The 24,824-nt window shown below is 66.6% G+C and carries 21 protein-coding genes; 9 read left to right on the forward strand and 12 right to left on the reverse strand.

What is annotated here, in order from left to right; translation table 11 throughout:
* The first annotated feature begins 56 nt into the window (after window positions 1–56).
* Both ACFC4D_RS29860 and ACFC4D_RS29865 read left to right on the forward strand, forming a co-directional pair.
* Window positions 57–1,592 carry a cobyrinate a,c-diamide synthase gene (locus ACFC4D_RS29860; RefSeq protein ID WP_376068292.1) on the forward strand — a complete coding sequence of 512 codons (1,536 nt, stop codon included), beginning with the start codon at window positions 57–59 and terminating at the stop codon, window positions 1,590–1,592.
* Between the two features lie 142 nt (window positions 1,593–1,734).
* Entirely contained in the window at window positions 1,735–2,127 is a 393-nt protein-coding gene (locus ACFC4D_RS29865; RefSeq protein ID WP_376068293.1) for a cobalamin biosynthesis protein, read from the forward strand.
* 249 nt (window positions 2,128–2,376) lie between these two features.
* On the opposite strand, the gene ACFC4D_RS29870 is transcribed toward ACFC4D_RS29865, so the two are convergent.
* Both ACFC4D_RS29870 and ACFC4D_RS29875 read right to left on the reverse strand, forming a co-directional pair.
* Window positions 2,377–3,477, reverse strand: a complete 1,101-nt coding sequence (locus tag ACFC4D_RS29870) for a hypothetical protein (protein WP_376068294.1) — start codon at window positions 3,475–3,477, stop codon at window positions 2,377–2,379.
* 14 nt (window positions 3,478–3,491) lie between these two features.
* Entirely contained in the window at window positions 3,492–4,625 is a 1,134-nt protein-coding gene (locus ACFC4D_RS29875) for a phosphotransferase family protein (RefSeq protein WP_376068296.1), read from the reverse strand.
* Between the two features lie 314 nt (window positions 4,626–4,939).
* Here ACFC4D_RS29875 and ACFC4D_RS29880 point away from each other — a divergent pair, with 314 nt between their 5' ends.
* Window positions 4,940–6,286 (forward strand): DoxX family protein, encoded by a 1,347-nt coding sequence (locus ACFC4D_RS29880; protein WP_376068297.1) that lies wholly within the window; start codon window positions 4,940–4,942, stop codon window positions 6,284–6,286.
* Here the strand turns inward: ACFC4D_RS29880 and ACFC4D_RS29885 are convergent.
* Window positions 6,283–7,224, reverse strand: a complete 942-nt coding sequence (locus ACFC4D_RS29885; protein WP_376068299.1) for a hypothetical protein — start codon at window positions 7,222–7,224, stop codon at window positions 6,283–6,285. The two genes, ACFC4D_RS29880 and ACFC4D_RS29885, sit on opposite strands and share 4 nt — an antisense overlap.
* Window positions 7,225–7,413: 189 nt before the next feature.
* On the opposite strand from ACFC4D_RS29885, the gene cobA reads away from it, so the two are divergent.
* Window positions 7,414–8,691: a uroporphyrinogen-III C-methyltransferase gene (cobA, locus tag ACFC4D_RS29890; protein WP_376068300.1), complete on the forward strand. Its 1,278-nt coding sequence runs from the start codon at window positions 7,414–7,416 to the stop codon at window positions 8,689–8,691.
* A 90-nt stretch (window positions 8,692–8,781) separates the two neighbouring features.
* On the forward strand, window positions 8,782–10,242 hold the full coding sequence (locus ACFC4D_RS29895; protein WP_375956018.1) for an MFS transporter: 1,461 nt from the start codon (window positions 8,782–8,784) through the stop codon (window positions 10,240–10,242).
* 4 nt (window positions 10,243–10,246) lie between these two features.
* On the opposite strand, the gene ACFC4D_RS29900 is transcribed toward ACFC4D_RS29895, so the two are convergent.
* Both ACFC4D_RS29900 and ACFC4D_RS29905 read right to left on the reverse strand, forming a co-directional pair.
* Complete coding sequence (locus ACFC4D_RS29900) at window positions 10,247–11,239, reverse strand: SMP-30/gluconolactonase/LRE family protein (protein WP_376068302.1); 993 nt, start codon at window positions 11,237–11,239, stop codon at window positions 10,247–10,249.
* Window positions 11,184–12,548 carry an MFS transporter gene (locus ACFC4D_RS29905; protein WP_376068304.1) on the reverse strand — a complete coding sequence of 455 codons (1,365 nt, stop codon included), beginning with the start codon at window positions 12,546–12,548 and terminating at the stop codon, window positions 11,184–11,186. Before ACFC4D_RS29905 ends, ACFC4D_RS29900 begins: the two co-directional genes overlap by 56 nt.
* An 83-nt stretch (window positions 12,549–12,631) precedes the next feature.
* On the opposite strand from ACFC4D_RS29905, the gene ACFC4D_RS29910 reads away from it, so the two are divergent.
* Window positions 12,632–13,078, forward strand: a complete 447-nt coding sequence (locus ACFC4D_RS29910) for a winged helix-turn-helix transcriptional regulator (RefSeq protein ID WP_376068305.1) — start codon at window positions 12,632–12,634, stop codon at window positions 13,076–13,078.
* Between the two features lie 108 nt (window positions 13,079–13,186).
* A complete protein-coding gene (locus tag ACFC4D_RS29915; RefSeq protein ID WP_376068307.1) occupies window positions 13,187–13,810 on the forward strand; it encodes a metal-dependent phosphohydrolase in 624 nt (207 codons plus the stop codon).
* An 81-nt stretch (window positions 13,811–13,891) separates the two neighbouring features.
* Here ACFC4D_RS29915 and ACFC4D_RS29920 read toward each other — a convergent pair whose 3' ends face one another.
* Window positions 13,892–15,277, reverse strand: a complete 1,386-nt coding sequence (locus ACFC4D_RS29920) for an aspartate aminotransferase family protein (protein WP_376068309.1) — start codon at window positions 15,275–15,277, stop codon at window positions 13,892–13,894.
* A 108-nt stretch (window positions 15,278–15,385) separates the two neighbouring features.
* The gene (locus tag ACFC4D_RS29925; RefSeq protein ID WP_375956015.1) at window positions 15,386–15,871 is read right to left on the reverse strand and encodes an Lrp/AsnC family transcriptional regulator; all 486 of its coding nucleotides are present in this window, start codon (window positions 15,869–15,871) and stop codon (window positions 15,386–15,388) included.
* Between the two features lie 157 nt (window positions 15,872–16,028).
* Here ACFC4D_RS29925 and ACFC4D_RS29930 point away from each other — a divergent pair, with 157 nt between their 5' ends.
* Window positions 16,029–17,756, forward strand: coding sequence for a protein kinase (locus tag ACFC4D_RS29930; protein WP_376068311.1), 1,728 nt, complete (start codon window positions 16,029–16,031; stop codon window positions 17,754–17,756).
* Window positions 17,757–17,864: 108 nt separating this feature from the next.
* Entirely contained in the window at window positions 17,865–18,989 is a 1,125-nt protein-coding gene (locus ACFC4D_RS29935) for a metallophosphoesterase (RefSeq protein ID WP_376068313.1), read from the forward strand.
* A 110-nt stretch (window positions 18,990–19,099) separates the two neighbouring features.
* On the opposite strand, the gene ACFC4D_RS29940 is transcribed toward ACFC4D_RS29935, so the two are convergent.
* The 5 genes from ACFC4D_RS29940 to ACFC4D_RS29960 form a co-directional block, all read right to left on the reverse strand.
* The gene (locus ACFC4D_RS29940) at window positions 19,100–20,518 is read right to left on the reverse strand and encodes an NAD(P)/FAD-dependent oxidoreductase (RefSeq protein WP_375954529.1); all 1,419 of its coding nucleotides are present in this window, start codon (window positions 20,516–20,518) and stop codon (window positions 19,100–19,102) included.
* Window positions 20,519–20,648: 130 nt separating this feature from the next.
* Window positions 20,649–21,479: an ABC transporter permease gene (locus ACFC4D_RS29945; protein ID WP_376068315.1), complete on the reverse strand. Its 831-nt coding sequence runs from the start codon at window positions 21,477–21,479 to the stop codon at window positions 20,649–20,651.
* Complete coding sequence (locus ACFC4D_RS29950; RefSeq protein WP_376068317.1) at window positions 21,480–22,391, reverse strand: ABC transporter permease; 912 nt, start codon at window positions 22,389–22,391, stop codon at window positions 21,480–21,482. It lies immediately after the preceding gene.
* Window positions 22,391–23,476 (reverse strand): ABC transporter ATP-binding protein, encoded by a 1,086-nt coding sequence (locus ACFC4D_RS29955; protein ID WP_376068319.1) that lies wholly within the window; start codon window positions 23,474–23,476, stop codon window positions 22,391–22,393. The genes ACFC4D_RS29950 and ACFC4D_RS29955 overlap by 1 nt, the downstream gene beginning before the upstream one ends.
* A gap of 8 nt (window positions 23,477–23,484) precedes the next feature.
* Entirely contained in the window at window positions 23,485–24,702 is a 1,218-nt protein-coding gene (locus ACFC4D_RS29960; protein ID WP_375954521.1) for a PotD/PotF family extracellular solute-binding protein, read from the reverse strand.
* Window positions 24,703–24,824: the final 122 nt, after the last annotated feature.

Below are 24,824 nucleotides of genomic sequence, written 5' to 3' on the forward strand. Positions count from 1 at the left end.
GCCCACGCCGAAGTGCGTGCGGGGTGCGGGACCGCCGGGCACCCGGGCGGTGCGTGGTGAGCGTGCCCGCAGTCGTCATTGCCGCACCCGCATCTGGTAGCGGAAAGACCACGCTCGCAACCGGTTTGATCGGTGCACTGCGTCGCGCCGGGCACCGGGTGGCCCCCTTCAAGGTGGGCCCCGACTACATCGATCCGGGCTATCACGGTCTCGCCGCCGGTCGCCCGGGCCGCAATCTGGATCCGGTGCTGTGCGGCCCCGAACGCATCGCGCCGCTCTACCTGCACGGCAGCGCCGACTGCGATATCGCGGTGGTCGAGGGCGTCATGGGCCTGTTCGACGGCCGTATCGACGAGAACAACTCCGACCCCATCGCCGAGGGTTCCACCGCGCAGATCGCCGCCATGCTCGGCGCGCCGGTCATCCTGGTGGTCGACGCCCGCGGCCACAGCCAGAGCCTGGCCGCCCTGCTGCACGGTTTCGCCACCTACGACAGCGGAATCCGTTTGGGCGGAGTGATTCTCAACCGCGTCGGCAGCGAACGCCACGAACAGGTACTGCGCGCCGCCTGCACCCGAGTCGGCCTCCCCGTGCTCGGCGCACTCCCGCGCCTGGCCGAATTGGAAGTCCCCTCCAGACATCTCGGCCTGATCCCGGCCGTGGAGCACGGCTCCGCCGCCCAGACAGCCGTGGACGCGATGACCGATCTGGTTGCCGCACACATAGATCTGGCTGCGGTAGTGGCACTGGCGAGCTCGCAGACCTCCGGCCCGAGCTGGAATCCCGCCGAGGAACTGCGCCTCGCCGCCGAATCGGGTTCCGGCGCAAGCGCTCTCATCGCGCAGCCGGAGCATGGACCCGCTGCGCGCGTCGTGCCGACTGTCGCGCGGGTGGCTGGGGATTCGGAGCGGGCCGCCGCCGGGGCCGGGTGGGATCGCGGCACCGATCAGGCGTTCGTCACCGGCGGACCGATCATCGCCGTGGCGGGCGGGGCCGCCTTCACCTTCGGGTACGCCGAGCATCGCGAACTTCTGGAGGCGGCGGGCGCGCGGGTTGTAGTGTTCGACCCGATGCGCGACGAACTTCCTTCCGGTACAGCGGGTCTGGTGATTCCCGGCGGCTTCCCGGAGGAGCACGCCGCCGCCCTCGCCGCCAACGTGCCCCTGCTCGAACAGATCGCCGCCCGGGCCGAGCGCGGCCTCCCCATTCACGCCGAATGCGCGGGCCTGCTCTACCTCACCCGCTCCCTCGACGGTCACCGCATGGCCGGGGTCATCGACGCCACAGCCGAATTCGGCCCCCGCCTCACCCTCGGCTACCGAGACGCCGTGGCCCTCACCGATTCCCCCCTCTGGCGTGCGGGCGAACGCATCCGAGGCCACGAATTCCACCGCACCCGCCTCACCGCCCCCGCCGCGGACCCCGCCGCCTGGGCCTGGCGCGCGCCCTCCGGCGAAACAGTCCGCGAAGGCGCGACAACACACCACGTCCACGCCTCCTACCTGCACACCCACCCCGCCGGAAACCCGAGCGCGATAGCGCGCTTCGTCGCCACCGCCCGCGCGTTCGCCGACGACGAAGCGCTCGTATGAGACGCCGCCATCTCCGCCCCGGCCCGGACAGGTCGGCACCGAGCCGATTACCGAGATCGGCGGTCCGCACCACCGGGAATCACCCGCTCGAATCCGCGCACGACCGCCGGTCACGGAGGTCTCACGCGCGTCGAGGCCGCCGATGAGCGGACCTGCGCGAACCGAAGGCGCGCGACCGGTACTCGCGGTTGGCGTGGGCACCCGAACCGGCGTGGAGGCCGCCGTCATCGTCGCGGCGATACGGGAAGTCTTGGGGGACAGCGTGATCGGCTGCCTCGCGACCGTGGACCGGCGCGCGGGGGAGTTGGGCCTGGTTGCCGCCGCACGGGAGCTCGGGGTGCCGGTGATGTCCTTCGCGCCGGGCGAACTGGCGCGGGTCGAAGTGCCCAACCCGTCCGCGGTCACCGCCCAGGCGCTCGGAACCCCGAGCGTGGCGGAGGCCGCCGCGATGCTGGCCGCCGGCGGCGGAGAGCTGGCCGTCCCCAAGTGCATAAATAGGGGAATCGCCTTGGCAGCAGCGGTTATTCGACGCTGAGACCGCACACTACCGGTCGGGTGCGCGGATATACGTATGAGGCGGTCGAAATCGTCTTGGCGGCAGCTGTAATTCGGCGCTGGGTTGCGCTCCGCGCCTCGAGCGGATCAGCCCGGGAATAGGTACCGATGCGGTGGCGCGGTGATACGGCGCCGCCGCGCCCGCCGACCGGTTGGGTAGTCGGCGAGCGCGGCGGGTGGGCGGATCACGGGTTGGGGCTGCGTGATCCGCCGCTGGTGGGGTGGTGGATCAAGGGGCTACCGAACCCCAGTCGGCGAAGCCGGTGGGATCGTGGCGGCCCAGGGTGCCGTGTTCGAACAGGCCCCAGCCCTCGGCGTCACCGCAGCGGGCCTTGCCGACGTGGTCGATGACGCCGAAGGGGATGCGGCCCGCATTGGCCGGGTCGGTGAGGTCGTAGCGTTTGGCCTCGGACCAGTTGCGGCCCTTCCATTGCCCGTGCTGCCAGTCCGGGTCGCCGCCGTAGCCCGCGCCGACGTGCAGCGCGATGAACGTGCCCGCCTCGACCTCCACCTCGAGCGGTTTGCCGTCGGGGGTAGTCAGTTCCAGGCGCAGGGCGGTGGGGATGCGGGTGCCGGACTTGTAGGTCAGATGCACTCGCGGCCAGCCCAATTGCTCGATGCGGCCGTCATTCCAGATGCGGGTGGCATCGTTGAGCGTGCGGAACCCGTTGGGCTCCTCCTGCACGATGACGATGATGGAGAACTCGTCGAAGCGCAGCGGCACGTACAGCCACCAGAAGCCTTCGGACGGTTCGGAAGCCAGCCGTCCGGCCGGATCGGATTCACCGACCGGGCGGATACCCCAGGAGCGGTCCCGGGTGCCCATCCAGCTGGCCGGATCGACGGCGAAATCGGTGCCGTCGACATTCAGTGTGCCGGACCAGCTTCCGACCTGAGCGAAGCGCTGCGCCTCGATCATGGCCTTGTTCATGCCGGTGATGATGGTGTGCGCCTCCTCCTGCACGACCGGGAACGAACCCTCCCAGGTCATATCGAAGGACAGCGTCTCGTGCTCGCAGATCACCCGCAGCTTCTGCAGCGGCTCGATCACCTCGATGCGATATCCGCCGACCGCCAGGTCCAGGCTGCGCTGCTCCAGTGCGTCGGAGAACCGCACCGAATGCTGGATGTCCCCGCGCCGCACGGTGGCGAACGCGTCGGTCACGCCGAGGTTCGGGTACACGCCGAATCCGGTGACCAGCAACAGATCTCCGCCGGTGTCGATGGCGTTGTAGTAGCTGCGGTCGTAGAAGTTCTTATCGCTGCTGGCCACCCGTGCGATGGGCTGCGGCGTCTGGTGGATCGGGTATTCGTCCAGAGGACCGATCATGGGTCGCATATCTCTCAATCCCAGGCGTAGGTGCCGTCGAGCAGTGCCTCGAGCAGCTTTCGGTGCATGACGTAGTCGTCGCGGTCGGCGGTGTCGGTGTCCTCGCCGAAGTGGATCATCCGGCGCTTGATGCGCGCCATCACGATGCCGTGCCGCAGTGCGGCATAGGTGAGGTACCAGTCCAGATCGCGCACGGCGTGCCCGGTGGCTTCCTCGTACAGCTTCTCGATATCGCTGCGGCGCAGGAAGTCCGGCAGTCCGGGCTGATCGAACGTGGTCGCGATGTCCTGGAAGAACCGGTGAATCAGGATGGGCCAGGCCACATCCAGTTCGCGCGGTCCGATGGCGGCCATCTCCCAGTCGAGCACGGCGGAGGTGTCGCCGGTCTCCTCGAAGAACATGATGTTGCCCGGGCGCGCGTCACCCCAGCTGAGCACATCGGGCGCGGAGTCGTCCGGCCAATTGGCTTCCAGGTATTCGAAGGTGCGCTCCAGCAACGGAATTCGGAATCCGTCATTGGCCAGCGCCCAGTCGTACCAGCGCTTCTGCGCGTCGAAATGCCTGCGCAGTGCCGAGCCCTCGCCGTGCAGCATGGGGAAGCGCTCTTCGGGCTTGTCGATGCTGTGCACCCGGGCGATGACGTCGACGGTCTTGCGGGTGATCTCCAGCCGCTCCTCGGGCGTCGCGTCGAACACCCAGCCGAAGAACACGTACGGCGGATTGTCCTCCGCCACACGGCCGCTCACCCGCTTCATGACCAGGAACGGCGAGCCCAGGACGGAGGCGTCGTTTTCCATCCAGCACAGCGGCGGCACCGGGATATCGGTGGCCTCGGCGACCGCGGCCATGATGTCGTACTGGGCCTGCAGGTCGTACTTCTCGAAGACCGGGAAGGAGCTGGACTCCGGTGGCATCCGCGCCACATACGATCCGCCCGCGGGCGCACCGTTCTCGGTCCATTCGGCGTCGAACAGCAGGGTGGTGCTGGACATGCCGCCCGCCTGCGGCTTGGTCAGCGAGGTGACGCGCGGGGCGTCGTCGGCGTCGACCTTGGTGGCGAGCCAGGCCGCCAATTGCTCCGCGAGTTGTGCATCGTCCCGGTCGGAGACGGTGAGTTCCCATCTCTGGTTGGGGTCGTCGGCCGACATTCTTTCCTCCTGGCGTGAAGCGGCGGGCGTGTGCGCGCGGTTCGGGCTGGTGGGCCCTGGTGTGGCGCGTTCCACACGATGTGCAGAAATGTAACGTGTTGCAGTTGAAATGTGCAGGGGTTCGGCTGGTAAGTACCGGTGAATGGGATGCCTCTCGACGCGCATTCTGGTAAGTCGGTAGTGCTGGCACGTAGTCCCTTGGGGGGACCCGCACCATCCCGCTGGGGTATGGCCGAACGCTACGCGCGGGGGATTCGCCGCGACTGTGATTTCCCTACCGTCGAATTGAACATTCGGCGAGACGGGAGCACGGAATGAGCAACACAGCGGTCGCTGTCGAAGCGGGCGTCGATCCTTCCGAACCCGAGCCCGTGCGGGTCTGGAATCCGCTGGCGCGCCTCGGCTTTCGCTTCGTGGTCGCATACCTGACCCTATTCTGCGTCATCTATCCGCAGCCGCTGTTCGCCTTCATCGGCATCATCGCGCTCTGGACACCGGATCGCATGGTCATGGACTACGCGCAACTGCCGCACACCATCGTGGAATGGGTGGGGCGCAATGTCTTCGGCATCGACGCGCGCCTGCACCTGGAATCCGGCAGCGGCGATCAGGCGTACCTGTGGGTCCTGGTGTTCTGCATCCTGATACTCGCGCTCATCGTGACCGCGGTGTGGACCGTCCTGGACCGCAAGCGCACCGAATACCGCCGCCTCGCGGGCTGGTTCCTGCTCTTCATCCAGCTCATCCTGGCCGGGCAGATGCTGGGATACGGCTTCGCCAAGGCGATTCCGCTGCAGATGCAGGTGCCCGGTCTGGCCACCCTCATCCAGCCGTACGGCGAATTCAGCCATATGGCGGTGCTGTGGAATCAGGTCGGCACGTCACCGGTGTACGAGAGCCTGCTCGGTATGGCCGAGGTGCTCGGCGGGCTGCTGCTGCTCATGCCGCGCACGCGGCTCGCGGGCGTGCTGCTCAGTCTGGTCAGCATGGCGCAGGTGTGGGTGCTCAATATGACCTTCGATGTGCCGGTCAAACTGCTCTCGTTCCATCTGCTGTTGCTCTCGCTGGTGCTGTTGGACCCCGATGCCCGCAGGCTCACGGCGGTGCTGCTGGGACAGTCCGCCGGTCCGTCGACCGCACCCACCCCGTTCACGACGCCACGTTCGCGCCGGATCGCCGATATCGGCCTGGTGGTACTGGCGGCCTGGTTCGTGCTGGCGCAGGCGGTCGGCAGCTGGCAGGGCTGGCACGATTACGGTCCGGGGCGGGGCAAACCCGAGCTCTACGGTATCTGGAACGTCACCGAATTCACCCGCGACGGCCAGCCGGTGCCGCCCCTGCTCACCGATGAAACCCGCTGGCGGCGCTTGGTTTTCGACTACAGGGAGTACGCCACCTATCAGCGCATGGACGACAGCCTGGTCTCGGTCGCCACCGAATACGACAGCGGCGCACACCATCTCACCCTGCACTCACCCGAGGCGCAGCAGCCGCTGGCGAGCTTCACCTACGACCGCACCGCCCCGGATCGCCTGCTGCTCACCGGTGAACTGGACGGCCATCCGGTGACCCTGTCTCTCACCCGCGTCGACGACAGCGCCATGCCGGTGCGCAAGGGCGGCCTGAACCTGGTGCAGGACAACCCCAATGGCGTGAACTAGTTCCCGAGCTGATTGACCCAGCCGGGATTCGGCGCGAAGAACTCCCCACCGGCCGCGAAGGCGCTGCGCGCGTCTTCCCGGCCGAGTAGCCGGGCCGCCAGCCACGCGGTCGGATACCCGAGATATCCGTACACCCCGACCGCGCACGGGAACGCCGCTCCCACGCAATCCGGTTGCCCCTGCACATCATTGTGATTCGGCCCGACGAGCGTGCCCCACGCCTTCGGAATCGAATTCGGAATCGCCTCGTAGTACGCCCGAATCGATTGCAGTCCGATCACCTGGCGGGGCAGCGCCTGCTCCGACGGCGAGATCAGGAAATCCGCGGACCCGTTCACCAGGAACACCGAACCGCTGACCAGCCTCCCGGTATCCGGGCACCACGATCCGGTCGCACAGAGAATCTGAATCGGCAGCTCGATCGGCACCACCGTCCTGATCCGCCCGTCCGAATTCGCCATGGCGTTCAACGCCCCGGTCGCGCCCTGCGAATGCCCCACCGCGCCAATCGCATTCGCGTCCAGTCGATCGTGGAAGACGCTCGCCGGATCGGCGGCCCGACGCAGCAGGAAGTCCACCGCCCCCGCGATATCCGTCCCGGACCCGGTCTGCTTGTTCTCGGTGGCGATGACGACGAACCCCCACGACGCCAAATGCGTGAGCAGATACTCGTATTGGCTCGGCACCGCATTGGTGCCGTCGCCGAAGGTGATGATCGGATGCCGGAATCCGCCCGCCCCGAGATTCGCCGGGTACCAGATGTCATAGGCCGCCCCGGTGGAATCACAACAGCCGAAACCCTTTTGCGTGGTCACCGCCCACGGACCGGGCTGCGAATAGGTCGCCTCGACACTTGGCGACACCAGCGTCCCGGCCGCTGTATCGGCCGCGGCGGGCGCGACGCCCGCGAGCGAGAGGGAAACCAGAACTGCGAACATCCGGACCACTGCCCCGCGGTGAATCATAGCTATCAAGCATAGGAAGCCGAACGGGTTTCCGAGGCCAGGCGCACGGATCGCCATCCAGCCGAGATCCGCCGCCGCCATCGAGGTGGGCTCTATAACGGTTGCTGTGCGGACGCCGGTCGATTGTGGGCGGTTCGCGGCCAGGCCGTAGGCTCAATCCTCGTGCAGTACACGTCAGACGCATCCGATGAACAGCCCGTTGGCGACCCGAACTACCTGGTCGGGCTCGATCTGAACGGCCGGCGCGTAGTCGTCGTCGGCGGTGGAACGGTCGCCCAGCGGCGGCTCGGACTGCTCATCGCCTCCGGTGCGGACGTGCATGTGATCAGCCGCGAGGCCACCCCGGCCGTGGAGGGTATGGCCACCTCCGGCCAGATCACCCTGGAACTGCGGCCCTACGCCGACGGTGATCTCGATGGCGCGTGGTACGCCATGACCTGCACCGATGAACCCGAAACCAATGCCGCGGTGGTCGAAGAGGCCACCCGCAGGCGCATTTTCTGCGTCCGCGCCGACAATGCCCGGCTCGGCACCGCCGTCACCCCGGCGACCGCGCGCTATGACGGTATGAGCCTCGGCGTCCTCGCTGGCGGTCAGCATCGCCGTTCGGCCGCGATCCGAAACGGCTTGCTGGAGGCACTGCAATCCGGTGTGGTGACCGATGATTCGGGCCCGGTGACCCCAGGCGTCGCCCTGGTCGGCGGCGGTCCCGGCGATCCGGACCTCATCACCGTGCGCGGCCGCCGACTGCTGGCCCGCGCGAATCTCGTTGTCGCGGACCGTCTCGCGCCCCCGGAGCTGCTCGCCGAATTGGGTCCGGATGTCGAGGTCGTGGACGCCGCCAAGATTCCGTACGGCCGCGCCATGGCGCAGGAGGCCATCAATACCGCGCTCATCGAGGGTGCGAAGGCGGGCAAATTCGTGGTCCGCCTCAAGGGCGGCGACCCCTATGTCTTCGGCCGCGGTTACGAGGAACTCGAAGCCTGCGTCGACGCCGGTGTCCCGGTGACGGTCGTCCCCGGCGTGACCAGCGCCATCTCGGTCCCCGCCCTCGCGGGAATCCCGGTCACCCATCGCGGCGTCACCCATGAATTCGTCGTGGTCTCCGGCCATGTCGCCCCCGACCATCCGGACTCCCTGGTCGACTGGCCCGCCCTGGCCCGACTGCGCGGCACCATCGTGCTGCTCATGGCCGTCGAGCGCATCGATAAATTCGCCGCCGCCCTCCTGGAAGGCGGTCGCGCCGCGGACACCCCGGTCACCATCGTCCAGGAAGGCAGCCTGCGCACTCAGCGCATCGTCCGCGCCGACCTGTCCACGGTCGCCGACCGCGTCCGCGCCGAAGCCATTCGCCCCCCGGCCATCATCGTCATCGGCCCCACCGCCGGTTTCACCGCCGGAGCGCCGGATGCCGAATCCCTGGACGCGGGAGCGCACTGACCTCATGCCCGGTACGAGCCAGCACGAGATCGGTTGGCCGCGCCGGGTATCCATTACAGTGTCGGAGTGCTCGATAATCCCGCTGCGACGATGCAGTATCCGGTGACCAAGCGGGCGTTCGGCCTCGCGATTCTCGTCCTGAGCGGGTTGCAGCTGATGGTGGTGCTCGACGGCACCGTCATGATTCTGGCGCTGCCCCGACTACAGGAGCAGTTGGGTCTGTCCAGTGCGGGCAGTGCCTGGACGGTGACGGCGTACGGTCTGCCGTTCGCCGGGCTCATGCTGCTGGGTGGTCGCCTCGGCGACTCCTTCGGTCGCAAGCGCATGCTGATTCTCGGTGTCGCACTGTTCACCGTCGCGTCCGCGCTGTGCGGCAGCGCGCAGAACGAAGCCTGGCTGATCGCCGCCCGCGCGCTGCAGGGCACCGGTGCCGCCATCGCCGCGCCGACCGCGTTCGCGCTGGTCGCCAGCACCTACGCCCCCGGTCCGGCCCGTAATCAGGCCATCGCCATCTTCGGTTCCATGGTCGGCATCGGTTCGGTCGGCGGTCTGGTCATCGGCGGTGCGCTGACCCAGCTGGATTGGCGCTGGATCTTCTGGATCAATGTGCCGATCGGCATTCTCATCGTCATCGGTGCGATCAACGAGCTGCGCGATACCGCGCACCAGCGCATCTCACTCGATATTCGAGGGGCGGTACTGGGCACGCTCGCCTGCGTGGCCATTGTGTTCGGTGCGACCGAAGGCCCCGAAATGGGTTGGGGCAGCCCGATTATCCTGGGCTCGGTGATCGGCGGCCTGGTGCTGCTGGTGGTGTTCATCCTCGCCGAACGCAATGTCGAGAACCCGCTGCTGCCGTGGTCGCTGTTCGACAGCCGCGATCGCGTCGCCACCTTCATCGCCATCTTCCTGACCTCCGGCGTACTGGGCGCGACGACCTTCTTCGTCGCCCAGTTCCTGCAGAACGTGCTCGGCTACAGCCCGCTCTCGGCCGGTCTGGCGAGTATCCCGTTCACCCTCGGCGCGGGTGTGGGCACCGCGGTCGCCTCCAAGGCCGCGCAGTATGTGGCCCCGCGCTGGCTGCTGTTCTCCGCCGCGCTGGTGCTCGCGGCCGGACTGTACTTCGGTTCCACCATCGACGGTTCGGTGGAGTACTTCCCGACGCTGCTGATCCTGCTGTGCGTGGTGGGTTTCTGCGTCGGCACCGCGATCGTGATCCTGCCGCTGTGCGTGCTGGTCGGGGTGGATATGGCGCATATCGGCCCGCTGTCCGCGGTCGGGCAGATGTTCATGAATATGGGCACCCCGTTCGCGGTGGGCGTGCTGAGCCCGGTCGCGCTGTCCCGCACGCTGTCCCTGGGCGGTTCCACCGGCAAGGTCACCGAGATGAACCCGACCCAGATCGAGGCGCTGGGCAGCGGTTACACCCTGGTGCTGCTGGTCTGCGCCATCGGCACCGCGGTGCTGGGCGTGCTGGCGCTGACCCTGCGCTATACGCCCGCGCAATTGCAGCAGGCGCAGCACGCACAGGATGAGGCCCAGAAGTCCTGAGTCCCTACGGCACTCGCGTCACCGCGATGGCCGGTTCGGACAGGCTCCCGAGGTAGAGATTGCCGTCGTGTTCGGCGACGGCGGTCACCAGCGCGTAGTCGACGCCTTCGCGCTGTAGATCGTGTACCTGCTTGCCGTCGAAATCGAAGGCCATCGCCCAGACGGTGCGCGCCGGTTTCGGTTGCAGCCGTTCGGGAATCGCCCACGAGATCTTGCGCAGAATGCCGGGCAGCGGAAGCAGGGTGTCCAGCAATGGGTTTCGCGGGGATGCCAGCGAAACCCACACCAGGCCATCGCTGCCGAGCAACATATTGTCCGGGAATCCGGGCAGGTTCTGCACCAGCGGATCGCTGGTCCCGGCGCGCGGGCCCGACAGCCAGTAGCGGGTCACCCGGTATGCCCCGGTCTCGGCGACCACCACGCACGAACCGTCCGGCGCGAGCACCACGCCATTGGCGAAATCCAGTCCGTCCAAAAGGATTTCGATGCTCCCGTCGGTGTTCCGGCGCAGCAGCCGCCCGGTTCCGGAATGCTCCATGATGTCGCCCATCCACTCGGTGAGCGGCCAGCGGCGCGAGGATTCCGAGAAGTAGATCGTGCCGTCGGCGGCCGCGACCACATTGCTGGTGAAATTCAGCGGTTCGCCATTGACCTCGGCGACCAGCACCTCGATCTGCCCGCCCGGCTTGTCCAGCCGCAGCAATCCGCGCTGTGCGTCGCAGATCAGCAGGGAGCCATCGGATTCCGCGTGCAGTCCGAGCGGCCGCCCGCCGGTGTGCGCGATCTGCTCCACCGCACCGGTCGCCGGATCGACGGCCAGGATCGCGCCATTGTCGATACCGGTGAGCAAGCGCCCGTCGGCCGCGATGACCACGTCTTCCGGTCCCTTGCCCGGCAATTCGAGTAACCGCAGGGCGGGCATCTCCGGGGTGCTGCGGGTGTCACGGGCACGCGGCGGGGCAGGCGGGGGCGTCCATCGGCGGGGCTGCATCGGCATGGCTCACTGTATCCGCGCGCCACCACACTCCGAGGGCGGTGAGGCTGAAAACCGCGCCCAGCAGGCAGACCGCCGTCCATCCGAAGGCCGCGTAGACGGCGGTGGCGGCCACGGCTCCGGCCGCGCTGCCGATCGAATAGAAGATCATGTAGCCACCGATGACCCGGCTGCCCGCATCGGGGCGATGCGAGTAGATCATGCTCTGGTTCGTGACGTGCACGGCTTGAATGGCCGCATCCAGGGCGACGATGCCGATCACCAGGGCCACCAGCGATTTCGGCGTCAACGCGAGCAATGGCCACGACGCGACCAGGAGTAGTAGTGCGAGCCCCGTCACGCGTCGGCCGTGTCCCCGATCGAAGAGCCGCCCCGCCGGGGTCGCCGCCGCCGCGCCCGCGACACCCGCCAGGCCGAACGCGCCGATCGCGGTGTGCGACAGCGTGAACGGCGCGGTGCTGAGTAGTAGCGCGAGTGTGCTCCAGAGCGTGCTGAACGCGGCGAAGATGAGCAGGGCCAGCAGCCCGCGGGTGCGTAGCAGGGGATCGGTGGCGAAAAGTGTGATGGTGGAACGCAATAGCGCCGGATATCGCGGTGCCGAGTCCGGGTGCTCGCCGCCAACCCCGAGGTCGTCGTCCGCATCGCGTCGAGGCATCGGCCCGGTGGGCGCGGGCACATAGGGCAGCGTGCGTCGCATGGCGAACACCAGTAGCAGCGTGACCGCCGCCGAGGTGAAATACACCGCGCGCCAGCCCGCCACATCGGCGATGGTCCCGGATATCGTGCGCGCCAGCAGAATTCCGATGACGATCCCGCTGGTGACCCGCCCGACGATCCGTCCCCGATCGCCCGGCCCGGTGAGCGCCGCGGCATAGGCGACCAGCGATTGCGCCACCACGGCGAGGAATCCGACGGTCGCCGCAGCGCCGAGCAGCACGGGAGTATTTGCGGCCGTGGCGAATACCAGCAGCGCCCCCGCCAGTAGCAGCGACTGTGCCGAGACCAATGCCCGCTTGGGCAGTAGATCCGCCAGCGGGACGAGCAGGAAAAGCCCCAGTCCGTAACCGATTTGCGTAGCGGTGACAATGCCGCCGACCGCCTGCTCACCGATGCCGAACTCCGCGCCGAGCGTGGCCAGCAACGGTTGCGCCAGGTACACGTTCGCCACGGCGGTCCCGCTCGCCAGCGCGAACACCGCGAGCGCCGGGCGGCTTGGTTGTGCTCCGGCCCCGGATGATTCGTCCGCGCGGTGATCGGGCCGGGCTCCCATCGTGGGTGGTTCGGTCGTGGGCCGATTGTGTTCGAGCGTCATACACCCTCCAGTGGTTGCATCTTGCTACCTAAGCTAAAGTAGGGCGGTAGCAAGATGCAACCGACAATTCCGGAGGCCGGGCCTTGGTCAAACGCACCCGATTCGACGATGCCGACTGCCCAGTCGCCCGCTCGGTCGATGCCATCGGTGACTGGTGGTCGCTGCTCATCGTGCGCGACGCCTTCGACGGCAGTCGACGCTTCAATGAATTCCAGCGCAGCCTCGGCGTGGCCAAGAACATCCTCGCCGCCCGCCTGCGCGATCTGGTCGCCAACGAGATCCTGGAAACCACCCCGATCTCGGAAGGCAGTCCCTACCAGGAATACACGCTCACCGAAAAAGGCCGCGCTCTCTTCCCTGTCATCGTCGCCCTGCGCCAATGGGGTGAAGCCTTCTCCTTCGCGGACTCCGAACCCCACTCCGAACTCCTGGACCGCCGCGACGGCCAGCCACTGGCCCCGCTCGAGGTGCACGCCCACGACGGTCGCCTGCTCACCTCCGATGACGTCGCGGTAGCCAAACTGAGCTGACCTCGCGTATCGGAGGGCCGACGCGCAACGGTGGCGTCCCGGCTCAGTGGTGAAAACCACCGCCGCCCAGGGCTGTTGCCGCCCGCGGGAATTCGGCAGACTGCCTGGATGGGGAGAAACCTGGACGCGGAACTACTGGACCGCTGGACCGATCTGGCCGGACCCGATGCGCGTGAACTCGGCGAAGACCTGGTCCGCCGCTATCGAGAACCACACCGCCGCTACCACACCGTCGAACATCTATCCGCCATGCTCGCGGTCATCGACGACCTCGCCGCCGACGCCACCGACCTGGCCGCAGTCCGATATGCCGCCTTCTTCCACGACGCCGTCTACTCGGTCGACGGCGGCGACAATGAGGAAGCCAGCGCGGTACTGGCCGAATCCGCCCTCCCGGCACTGGGTTTGAGCCCGGAGACGGTCGCCGAGGTAGCCCGCCTGGTCCGCCTCACCGCGGGCCACCACCCCGCCCCCGGCGACCGCAACGGCGAGGTTCTCTGCGACGCCGACCTCGCCATCCTCGCCGCCGATCAACCCGCCTACACCGCCTACACGGCCGCCGTCCGAGCCGAATACGCCCACGTCCCGGACGATCTCTTCCGCGCGGGCCGAGCCGCCGTCCTACGCGGCCTGGTAGACCAGCCCCACCTCTTCCGCACCCCCATAGGCCGCGCCCGCTACGACGAAGCCGCCCGAGCCAACCTCTCCGCCGAACTCGCCACCCTCGCCTGACAGCCCGCCGCCTCGTCCGGATCGCGGATGAGGCGGCGGGCTGGATTGTGCCGCCCGGTCGGGGCGGCGAAATCTATTCGCTCAGAGCAGCTTCCACGCGCTGGTCAGCGCTCCGCGAACAATCTGCTCGATCTCCTGGAACTGTTCCGGTCCGCAGATCAGCGGCGGCGAGAATTGGATCACCGGTTCGGCACGGTCGTCCGCGCGGCAGTACAGGCCGTTCGCGAAGAGCTCCCGCGAGACGTGGTTGCGCAGAACGCGAGTGGATTCCTCATCGGTGAAGCGTTCCCGGGTGTTCTTGTCCTTGACCAATTCCACCGCCCAGAAGAACCCGGCACCGCGCACCTCGCCGACAATCGGTAGGTCTTCGAGCTTGGAAAGCGTTGTGCGGAAAGCGTCTTCGTTATCGCGCACATGCTGATACAGCCCCTCGCCCTCGAGAATATCGAGGTTGGCCAGCGCCACCGCGCAGGACACCGGATGCCCGCCGTAGGTGGAGCCGTGCATGAACATATCGTTCGAGCGCTGGAACGGTTCCATGATGCGGTCACTGATCATGACCGCGCCCAGCGGCGCGTACCCGGAGGTGAGCCCCTTGGCGGTGGTGATCATATCCGGCTGATAGCCGAAACGGTCTGCGCCGAAAGCGGTTCCGAGCCGCCCGAACGCGCAGATCACCTCATCGGAGATGAGCAGCACATCGTGCCGATCGCAGATTTCGCGCACCCGCTGGAAGTAGCCCGGCGGTGGTACGAAACAGCCGCCGGTGTTCTGCACCGGCTCCAGGAACACCGCGGCCACGGTATCCGCGCCCTCGAAGAGAATGGCCTCCTCGATCCGGTCCGCCGCCCACAGTCCATACGCTTCGTAGTCGTCGGCATGTTCGGTCGCCCGATAGAAATTGGTGTTCGGCACCCGAATCGTGCTCGGCACCAGCGGTTCGAAAGGTGCTTTGGCACCGGGGATTCCGGTGATCGAGAGCGCGCCCAGCGATGTCCCGTGATACGCCATGGACCGGCTGATCGCCTTGTGCTTGGTCGGCTTGCCGATCACCTTGAAGTACTGCCGCGCGAGTTTCCATGCGGTCTCGACGGATTCGCCGCCGCTGACGGTGAAGAACACCCGATTCAGGTCACCGGGGGCCGCGGCCGCCAGCCGGTCGGCCAATTCGATGGCCGGGGGATGGGCGTAACCCCAGAGCGGGAAGTACGGCAGCGTCCGCATCTGCCGGGCCGCGGCCTCGGCGAGTTCCTCGCGCCCGTGCCCGACCTGGACGGCGAAGAGTCCCGCCAGCCCGTCCAGGTAGCGCTTGCCCTTGTCATCGAAGAGATATGCGCCCTCGCCTCGCACAATCACCGGGGTGTCGGCCTCGTCCTGCCCATTGTGGGTGGCGAAGTGCATCCAGAGGTGGTCACGGACGACGCGGGACGCGTCGACGGTATGGACGGGTTCGGCGGTGGCGGTCATGGTGGGACTCCTCGAAGTCTTGATGTACTTCGGTTATCCCATATTCAAGCCGCCTCGGCAACCGATTTCGTTGTTACAAGATTGTCAGCTTCGGATTTCGTTGTGACATTAGCGGGTGCCCCACTTGTACGTCTGTTTGTTCAGCTTGAGGTACATCATGATCTCCGCATGCCGCACCCCGGCGAGCGCGCGAATATGGTTCGACACCAGGTCGAGCAGCGCTTCGTCATCCGGGCACACGGCCTCGCACAGCACGTCGTAGCGGCCCGCGCACACCACCACGTAGTTGATCTCGTCGATGGCGGACAGCGCATCGGCCACCACCTGCACCGGGCCGTCCACCGTGATGGCGATCATGGCCTGCCGGAACAGTCCGACCTGTAGCGGATCGGTCACCGCGACGATCTGGATCACACCCGCGTCGGCGAGTTTCTGCACCCGCTGCCGCACCGCGGCCTCGGACAGGCCGACGGCCTTGCCGATGGTCGCGTAGGCGCGCCGCCCGTCTTCCTGTAGCTGGGCGATGATCCGCTTGGAGATGTCATCGAGCGCCGGAGTGCTCCGGCTGGAAGTCAGGTCGCTCACCCCGATCATCCTTCCGGACACGGTGGTATCCCACCAATCGTGCTCGGGGCGAGTCGTCCCCGCGCATATGGCTCGCACACCTCGCGGCAGTGCATTACGGTGCGGTGGCGGCCGCAGTTCGGCAACCGCTGATCGCGGCCGAAGGCGAGCGGGAGGGCGCGAGGCCATGGCGTTGGCAGCGGGATCGGTGTTCGCCGGATTCACCATCGACATCCTGTTGGGCGCGGGCGGTATGGGCGAGGTGTACCGGGCGCGACATCCGCGATTGCCGCGCATGGTCGCGTTGAAGGTGCTCTCCGACGCCACCGCCGCCGATCCGTCCTTCCGAGCCCGCTTCGATCGCGAGGCCGATCTGGCGGCGCAGCTCAACCACCGCAATATCGTGACCATCCACGATCGCGGGGTCGAGGCGGAGCGGCCCTGGATCTGCATGGAATACATACCGGGCACCGATGTCGCGCACGCGGTCAGACAGCAGGGCGACGGCCTGAATCCCGCACGCGCCGTGCACATTCTCACCGAGGCGGCGCGCGGTATCGACCACGCGCATTCGAACGGCTTACTGCACCGCGACATCAAACCCGCCAATATCCTGCTCTCGCCCGGTGATCCGGGCGATCCGGAACGAGTCGTGGTGTCCGACTTCGGCATAGCCCGCCGAGTCGACCAATCCACCGCCCTCACCGAAACCGGCACCTTCGTCGCCACCCTCGCCTACGCCGCCCCGGAAATCTTCACCGGCGATCCGGTAGATCACCGCACCGACCTCTACGCCCTCGGCGCAACCCTCTACGAAATGCTCACCGGCACAGTCCCATACCCCCGCACCACTCCGGCTGCCGTCCTGCACGCCCACCTCATGCAACCCCCGCCCAAACTCACCATGCACAACGCCGCGCTACCCCGCGAACTCGACGACATCATCGCCCGCGCACTGGCCAAGAACCCCGCCGAAAGATTCAGCACCGCAAGAGAATTGGCGGCCTCGGTAGCCGAGGCGCTATCACGCCCGCAGCCCTTCCGTTCACCAGCTCAGCCGCCCCGCCCGACACCTCCCCAGGCAACGATCGTCGGCCAGCAACCCACCGCACCGAGCCAGCCGCCCGCACGGACATCGCCCGCACCGAATTCGCTGCCCGGCCGGACACCGCCACCGGTAGGTGCGACCCCGCCGCAGCCACCGCGAACCACCCTCGAACAGGGGCGGATCGCACCACCCCCGCCCGCCGAGGCCGCGCGGCGTGACCGGTCGCATGCCGCATCGAGTGCGCCCCCAACCCGAACACCGATCGATTCCGCGGCCGCTGCGGGGCAGGGGAGTGGCCACCGCCGGTTGCGCATCGGCCCGCCCTATCGGCTGGCGATTATCTCGCTTGCGGTCGTGCTGATCCTGACACTGGGGATTGTCGTGCTCTACACGGCGGCTCGCCGTGACTACTACGTCGCCGAGGACAACGGGGCCGTGGTGATCGAGCGTGGCCGACCGGGTTCGGTGCTGGGGATGTCATGGCACAGTCCGGAATTGATCGGGTGTGTCACCGCTGCCGGAGAGCTGACCCTGTCCGCCACGGCCTCGGGTTTTCCCGCGGGCTGCCGGTCTTTGCGGATCACCGACCTCACCGCATCCGGCCGGAACAGCGTGCAGACGGGATTGCCGCGCGGTCCGATCGACACCGCTGCCAACCAGCTGCGGGCACTGGTCAAGAGTGAGCTGTTGCCGGCGTGCGAGCAGCCGCCCGCCGCCCCGGGCGCATCGGCCCCGAGCAGTACATCCCCGAGCACCGCGCCCGCGGCGCCGACTCTCGGAGCCGCGCCCGTCACCACCGCTTCCCGGAACCCGCCTCAGTCGGTGGCCCCGCAGACCCCCGGTCAGATCTGTCGCGTCACCGGGTGAGACTTTTCTCCCCCGGCCACCAGTGCCCGGTACGGGTATCGTCGTGGCGGGGGAATCGACGGCGTCGGACACCGGTCCACGCCAATGTATTCATGAGGATTGACTCTGTTGAACCGAATTCCCCGCCAGGTGTTCATGCTGGTGATTCCGGCGCTGCTCTTCCTGGTCCCGTGGTGGCTGCTGGTCTTCACCACCACTTCCGGTGCGGTGTTCTGGGCGTTGTCGGCGTTGTTCGTGCTCGGCTATATCGGCCTGCCGCTGGCCATGTTCACCGGTCACGGCCCGAAGCAGTCCGATACCGCCGCACTCATCGGAGATACCGCGCTCGGTGTGATGTGGGTGCTGTTCAGCTGGTCGGTGATCGGCACGGTGGTGCGCACCGGACTGATCATCGCGGGCGTGGATGATCCTGCCCGCTCCCGCATCGTCGCCCTTGGCGTGCTTGCGATTTCGGCCGCGCTCACGGTGTGGGGCATCTATGAGGCCCGCCGCATTCCGCGCGTGAAGACCGTCGAGGTGACCATCCCCAAGCTGGCTCCCGGTCTGGACGGCCTGCGCATGGTCGTCATCACCGATACCCATTACGCCGCCACCGACCGCCTGCGCTGGTCCGAGCGCGTGGTCGAGATCGTGAACGAGCAGCGCCCCGATATCGCCTGCCACGCAGGCGATCTGGCCGACGGTTCGGTGGTCAAGCGCCGCGCCCAAGTCGATCCGCTCGCTAAGGTGCAGGCCGAACTCGGCCGCTTCTACATCACCGGCAATCACGAATACTTCGGTGACGCCGCAGGCTGGATCGACCATATGGCGGGCCTGGGCTGGCAGCCCATGCACAATCAGCACGAGGTCCTCACCCGCGACGGCGACCGCCTCATCATGGCGGGCATCGACGACCCCACCGGCGTCTCGCTCCCCGGCCACGGCCCCAACCTCCCCGCCGCCCTCTCCGGCGCGGACCCCGGCCTCCCGGTCATCCTGCTCGCCCACCAGCCCAAACAGATCACCGACGCCGTGAAAGCCGGTGTCGCCCTGCAAATCTCCGGCCACACCCACGGCGGCCAAATCTGGCCCTTCCGCTACCTGGTCCGCCTGGACCAGCCAGTGGTGGCGGGCCTGAGCCAGCACGGCGACACTCAGCTCTACACCAGCCGAGGCACCGGCTTCTGGGGCCCCCAACTCCGAGTCTTCGCCCCCAGCGAAATCACCGTCCTCATCCTCCGCAGCCCGAAGTAGCACTCCTGCTCGGTCGCGCCTTCGACGAGGTCCGAGTCCACGTCGAAGGCGCACCGTTCACCGGCCGCGAGCGGTGAATCCGCCGCGGCCGGGAATGCTTCGGTCGAGCCTCAGCTGTCGAACCCCAATCCGGTGGCGTCCATGATGCGCAGCCACAGGTTTCGTTTACCGCCGTGCTGGTCGGCGCGGGCCAGTGACCAGCGGGTGAGCTGAATGCCGATGGAGCGGAACGGCTCCGGCGGCATGGGTAGCGGGCGGGATTTCACCATGCGCAGCCGGGTGCGTTCGGTGTCGAGGTTCCAGAGCCGGTCCAGCATTACCTCCGCACCGAATCGTGTTGCGCCGACACCCAATCCGGTATATCCGACGGCGTACGCCAACTTGCCCTTGTACGCCCTGCCGAAGAACGCGCAGAACCGCCCGCAGGTGTCGATGATGCCGCCCCAGCGGTGCGTGAAGCGCACACCGTCCAGCTGCGGGAAGATCTGGAAGAAGTGCTGGGAAAGCCGCTCGAAGGTTTCCTCGTTGTAATCCTGTGCGGGAGAGATCTTTCCGTTGTAGTGGTAGATCGCGTCGTAGCCGCCGAACAGAATGCGATTATCGCTGGTCAGGCGGTAGTAGTGGAACCGGTACGAGGCATCGCCCAGACCCATACGGTGTTTGCCCCAGCCGATGGAGTCCAATTGCTCCTCGGTCAGCGGTTCGGTCATGAGCGCGTAATCGTAGACGGGCACCACATGCCGGGACACCTTGGCCAGCGGTCCCTGGAATGCGCTGGTGCACAGCGCGACCCGGGGTGCGCGCACCTCACCGTGCGGGGTGTGCAGGGTCAGCGTGCCGCCACCGGTCTTCGAAATGCGCTGCACCGGTGTGCCTTCGTAGATGCGCACACCTTTCTCCAGGCAGGCGCGCCGCAGCCCCCAAGCCAGGCGAGCCGGATCCAGCATGGCCACACCGTCGCGGTCCCACCAGCCGCCGAGGTAGGTGGGGGAGTGGACGAGGTTCTGCACCTCCTCCGCGCTGAGTAGCTCACTGCGATAACCGAGTTCGAGCGCGGCGTCATGGCTTTCCTGCAGCCATTCCAGCTCGTGCGGCGCGGTGGCGACTTCGAGTTCGCCGGTGCGCTCGAAATCGCAGTCGATATCGTAGCGGCGGATGGTGGCCTCGATGGCGTCCAGGTTCTCCCTGCCCATCCGTTCGAGGACGTCGATCTCATCGGGGAAGCGGTCCACACCGTTGGAGAGCCCGTGCGTCAGGCTGGCCGCGCAGAAGCCGCCGTTGCGGCCGGACGCGGCATGCCCGCATATGGCGGATTCGACCAGTACGACATCTATTTCGGGGTACCTCTCCTTGGCCAGCAACGCCGTCCACAGCCCGCTGTAGCCGCCGCCGATGACTGCCAGATCGGCGGTCGTGGCATTGGTGAGCGGATCATTGGGGTGCGGGCGCTCCGGCCGGTCGGTCCAGAACGGCGTCGGCGCTGCCTCGGAGAGTGCCGACGCCAACAGTTTGCTTCCTTTGGCCTGCATGGCCGATCAACTCCTTCTCTCTTGCCGCACGGTCCGGCCGCGCGGCCCAACTCACTGTTGTGTTGGTCTGTGTGGGTACGCGAAAGCCGCCGGCGGTCGCTACGACCTGGCCCGGCGGCTCGCGGGGGAATCAGCTGGTGGCGGCGCGATCGTCCGAGCGGCGGCGATTACGCAGCTGCCCGGCGATGACGAAGACCAGCGATAGCAGGAAAGTGAGGCTGGCGACCGCGTTCACCTGCGGCGGAATACCGCGCAGGTTGATACCCCAGACATACATGGGGAAGGTTTCGGCGGTGCCCGCCGTGAAATTGGTGACCACGAAATCATCGAAGGACAGCGAGAACGCCAAAAGCGCCGCGGCCATGATGCCGGGCCATACGAGGGGGAGCACAACGGACCGGAACGCCTGTACGGGCGTCGCGTAGAGGTCCATGGCCGCCTCCTGGAGCCTGGGGTCCAATCCCGCCAGTCGCGCTTTTACGGTGACAACCACGAACGACAGGCAGAACATGACGTGTGCGATGAGAATAGCCCAAAAACCGAGCGGGATACCGAATCCGATGAACAGTGTCAGCAGTGACGAACCCATTACGATTTCCGGCGTCGCCATCGGCAGGAAGATCAGCGCCTGCACCGCGGAGCGTCCGGTGAAGCGATAGCGCGCCAGCGCGAACGCGATTCCGGTGCCGAGCGCGGTCGCGATGATCGCGGCCAGCGCACCGATGAGCAGGCTCAACAGCAGCGCGTCCCGCAGCCCGGCCGGATCGAACATATTCGTCCAGTTGTGCCAGGTGAAATGGAATTCATCGAGGTTGAGCACATAGGTGGTGTTGCGGCTGCCGGGTTGATTGAACGACAGCAGAATCACCACGGCGATGGGCGCGAGCATGTACGCCAGAATCACGAGGCCGAGAATGAGCACCGCGTTCTTGCGAATCCAGGACCACAGTCGATGTGCCATCTAGACCACCTCATCGGTATCGGTCTTGCGCAGATACAGCATGACCAGCACCAGAATCGCCACCATCAGCACCACCGACAGCGCGGAACCCACGGGTAGATCCTTGACCACCAGCAATCGGGACTGAATGACATTGCCGATCATGGTGGTATTGGTATTGCCGAGCAGCTGCGAATTCACATAGTCGCCGGTGGCCGGGACGAAGGTGAGCAGTGTTCCCGCCACGATGCCGGGCATGGTGAGCGGCAATGTGACGCGCAGGAAAGTCCGCACGGGTCCGTGCGCGAGATCGGCCGAAGCCTCCAGCAACCGCGGATCCAGCTTGTCCAGGGAGGTGTACAGCGGCAGCACCGTGAACGGCAGGAAGTTGTAGACCAGCCCCGCGATCACCGCGATCGGCGTGGCCAGCAACCGCCCGTCCGGTCCGAGCAGATGCACCGCCCGCAGGACCGAAACCAGCGGACCGGTATCGGCGAGAATGGCTTTCCACGCGAAGGTGCGCACCAGGAAGCTGGTGAAGAAGGGCGCGATCACCGCGATCAGCATGAGGTTCTTCCACCGCCCGCCCTTGAGCGCGATGGCGTATGCCAGCGGATAGCCGATCACAATGCAGAGCACCGTGCAGATGAGCGCGTACGCCAGCGATCGGAAGATCTGCGGCTGATACAGATTCCACGCGTAGCCGAAGTTGTCCAGCGAGAACGTCTGCGCGTAACCGGTTTCGATGGATCCGGTGCGGTCGTACATGCTGGCCGCCAGCAGCTGCACGGTCGGCACCGCGAAGAACACCAGCAGGAAGATCAATCCGGGCGCGAGCAGCAGATACGGTGTGAGACCGCGCTTTCCGCGCGGTGCGTCGACGGGGGCCGCGGGTGGTGCGGCGGCCGCGGACGCGGGCAGTACGGCGGGCATCAGGACCGCCCGAGCAGGAATGCGTGTTCGGGCTGCCAGTGCACCGCCACCTGCGAACCGGGCGCGATCACATTGCCGGGTCCGGCGTTCGGCACCTGCGCGGTGAGCTCCTGCCCCCAGGGCGCACGCACCAGATACTGCGTGGACACACCCAGGAATATGGCATCGGTGACGACGCCGCTGACCTGCGCCCGGCCCTCCGGCACGGAGTCGGAATCGCTTGCGAGGGCGACCTTTTCGGGCCGAATGCCGAGCGAGGCCGCACCCGAGGTGGCCCGGCAGCGCGTCGACGGCACCGCCAGCCGATGCCCCTGCGCGTCGATGCTCACCGCATCCCCGCTCCCGGTGACGGTCGCCTCGATGAGGTTCGTCTGCCCGAGGAAATTGGCCACGAAGGCACTGGCCGGAAAATCGTAGATCTCCTGCGGCGCACCGGATTGCTCCAGCTTGCCGCCGTTCATCACCGCCACGGTATCAGCCATGCTCATGGCCTCCTCCTGATCGTGGGTGATGTGCACGAAGGTGATGCCGACCTCGGTCTGCAACCGCTTGAGCTCGAGCTGCATCTGCCGCCGCAGCTTGAGATCCAGTGCGCCCAAAGGCTCGTCGAGCAGCAGCACCTCGGGATGATTGACCAGCGCGCGGGCCAGCGCCACGCGCTGCTGCTGCCCGCCGGACAGCTGTGCGGGCTTGCGCCCCGAGAATCCTTCCAACTGCACCAGTTTCAGCATCTGATGCGCCTGTTCGCGGGCGGCGGTCTTACCGATCCCCTTGCGCCGCAGGCCGTACGAGACATTGTCCTCGACGGTCATATGCGGGAACAGCGCATAGCTCTGGAACACGGTGTTGATCGGTCTTCGATACGGGCGCAGGGCGGTGATGTCCTTATCGCCCAGCATGATTCGTCCGGCGGTGGGCTCCTCCAGCCCGGCGATCATGCGCAGCGTGGTGGTCTTACCGCAGCCCGATGCGCCGATAATGGCGAAGAAGGAGCCGTCCGGAATGGTGAGGTTCAGATCGTCGACGGCATGGAAATCGCCGAAACTCTTGGTGACGCCCTCGATACGTAGGTCTTGTGCGGACATGTCGATTATCACGCCCCCGTCAGGGCCTGGAACTTGGACTGATAGTCCTTCTCCTTGGCCTCGGTCAGCGACATGAAGATCTGCAACTTCTTCTGCGTCTCCACGGACGGGAAGATCAATTCGTTCTGTGCCAGTTCGGGATTGAACTTGGCCATCTCCTCCTGCGCCCCGGCGACCGGGCACACGTAGTTCACGAATGCCGACAGTCGCGCCGCGATGGCCGGGTCATAGTAGAAGTCCAGCAGTGCCATGGCATTCGCGGCGTGCGCGGAGGTGACCGGGATCAGCGCCTCATCGGAGTAGAGCACCGCGCCCTCGTCCGGGCTGATGAACTTTATCTTCGGATCGGTGGCATTGAGTTGAATGACGTCGCCGGACCACGCCATACAGGCCGCGATATCGCCCTTGGCCAGATCCTGGACGTAATCATTTCCGGTGAACTTGCGCACGTGCCCGGACTGAACGGCCTTCTGCAACTTGGCGATCGCGTTGTCGTAGTCGTCATCGGTGAACTTGGCCGCGCTCTTGCCGATGGAGTGCAGCATCAACCCCATGGTGTCCGGCATTTCGGTGAGACAGACGACCTTGCCCTTGAGATCGGGCCGGGTGAGCAATTCATCGATGGTGTGCACCTCACCGGTGACATTGGTATTCACCCCGATGCCGACCAGACCGGACTGCCACGGCGCCATGCGATTGTTCTGCGGATCGACATCGCTGCCGCGCAGCATGGGATGCAGATTCTTGGCGAAGTTCGGCATCTTCGACACATCGAGCGGCTGGGTGTAGCCCTGCCGGACCACGCGCACCGCGGTGGAATCCGAGAGCACCATGATGTCGCGCGAGATGCTCTGACAATTGGTCAGCTGCGCGCTGACCTTGCCCCAGAACTCGTTGTTGTCATTGACATCCGCGACATAGGAGACCTTGACCCCGGACTTGGCGGTGAATTCGGCCATGGTCGGATGCACTTCGGCATTGCCGGGCGCCTCGTCGAGATATCCGGGCCAATTGGAGAAGTTGATCGTCTTCTCCGAAGCCGAATTGTCGGCGGGCGGTGTGCACGCGGGGGAGCCGCTATTCGAGGACGACCCCTTGGTGCCGCAGGCGGCGAGGGTGCCCGCGGCGGCGATGAGGCCACCGGTGCGCAGCAGGCCGCGGCGTGAAGGCCGGGCGGAGAGCAGGCTACGTAGCTCGGGAGGCAGGGAATCCGGGGACTTGTTCATGGGGGTCGCACCTTCACCGGGACGGAATATCGAAGCTCGCAGCGGGGCTGCGGTGTGGAACTGATAGTTCCATAGTCCCGTTGCAAATCAAGCGATTCCATTGAAAATTCCACGTTACGCAA

Origin of the sequence: Nocardia sp. NPDC056000 (assembly GCF_042269265.1) — a bacterium.
Taxonomy (GTDB): Bacteria; Actinomycetota; Actinomycetes; order Mycobacteriales; family Mycobacteriaceae; genus Nocardia.

What these genes read in the sequence shown, in the direction of transcription:
- ACFC4D_RS29880 (WP_376068297.1), top strand. Translation starts at nt 4,940, where the DNA reads ATGAGCAACACAGCGGTCGCTGTCGAAGCGGGCGTCGATCCTTCCGAA.
- ACFC4D_RS29955 (WP_376068319.1), bottom strand. Translation starts at nt 23,476, where the DNA reads ATGTCCGCACAAGACCTACGTATCGAGGGCGTCACCAAGAGTTTCGGC.
- ACFC4D_RS29905 (WP_376068304.1), bottom strand. Translation starts at nt 12,548, where the DNA reads ATGACGCTCGAACACAATCGGCCCACGACCGAACCACCCACGATGGGA.
- ACFC4D_RS29945 (WP_376068315.1), bottom strand. Translation starts at nt 21,479, where the DNA reads ATGGCACATCGACTGTGGTCCTGGATTCGCAAGAACGCGGTGCTCATT.
- ACFC4D_RS29865 (WP_376068293.1), top strand. Translation starts at nt 1,735, where the DNA reads ATGAGCGGACCTGCGCGAACCGAAGGCGCGCGACCGGTACTCGCGGTT.
- ACFC4D_RS29895 (WP_375956018.1), top strand. Translation starts at nt 8,782, where the DNA reads ATGCAGTATCCGGTGACCAAGCGGGCGTTCGGCCTCGCGATTCTCGTC.
- ACFC4D_RS29960 (WP_375954521.1), bottom strand. Translation starts at nt 24,702, where the DNA reads ATGAACAAGTCCCCGGATTCCCTGCCTCCCGAGCTACGTAGCCTGCTC.
- ACFC4D_RS29900 (WP_376068302.1), bottom strand. Translation starts at nt 11,239, where the DNA reads ATGCCGATGCAGCCCCGCCGATGGACGCCCCCGCCTGCCCCGCCGCGT.
- ACFC4D_RS29885 (WP_376068299.1), bottom strand. Translation starts at nt 7,224, where the DNA reads ATGTTCGCAGTTCTGGTTTCCCTCTCGCTCGCGGGCGTCGCGCCCGCC.
- ACFC4D_RS29950 (WP_376068317.1), bottom strand. Translation starts at nt 22,391, where the DNA reads ATGCCCGCCGTACTGCCCGCGTCCGCGGCCGCCGCACCACCCGCGGCC.
- ACFC4D_RS29940 (WP_375954529.1), bottom strand. Translation starts at nt 20,518, where the DNA reads ATGCAGGCCAAAGGAAGCAAACTGTTGGCGTCGGCACTCTCCGAGGCA.
- ACFC4D_RS29870 (WP_376068294.1), bottom strand. Translation starts at nt 3,477, where the DNA reads ATGATCGGTCCTCTGGACGAATACCCGATCCACCAGACGCCGCAGCCC.
- ACFC4D_RS29925 (WP_375956015.1), bottom strand. Translation starts at nt 15,871, where the DNA reads ATGATCGGGGTGAGCGACCTGACTTCCAGCCGGAGCACTCCGGCGCTC.
- ACFC4D_RS29915 (WP_376068307.1), top strand. Translation starts at nt 13,187, where the DNA reads ATGGGGAGAAACCTGGACGCGGAACTACTGGACCGCTGGACCGATCTG.
- ACFC4D_RS29930 (WP_376068311.1), top strand. Translation starts at nt 16,029, where the DNA reads ATGGCGTTGGCAGCGGGATCGGTGTTCGCCGGATTCACCATCGACATC.
- ACFC4D_RS29920 (WP_376068309.1), bottom strand. Translation starts at nt 15,277, where the DNA reads ATGACCGCCACCGCCGAACCCGTCCATACCGTCGACGCGTCCCGCGTC.
- ACFC4D_RS29875 (WP_376068296.1), bottom strand. Translation starts at nt 4,625, where the DNA reads ATGTCGGCCGACGACCCCAACCAGAGATGGGAACTCACCGTCTCCGAC.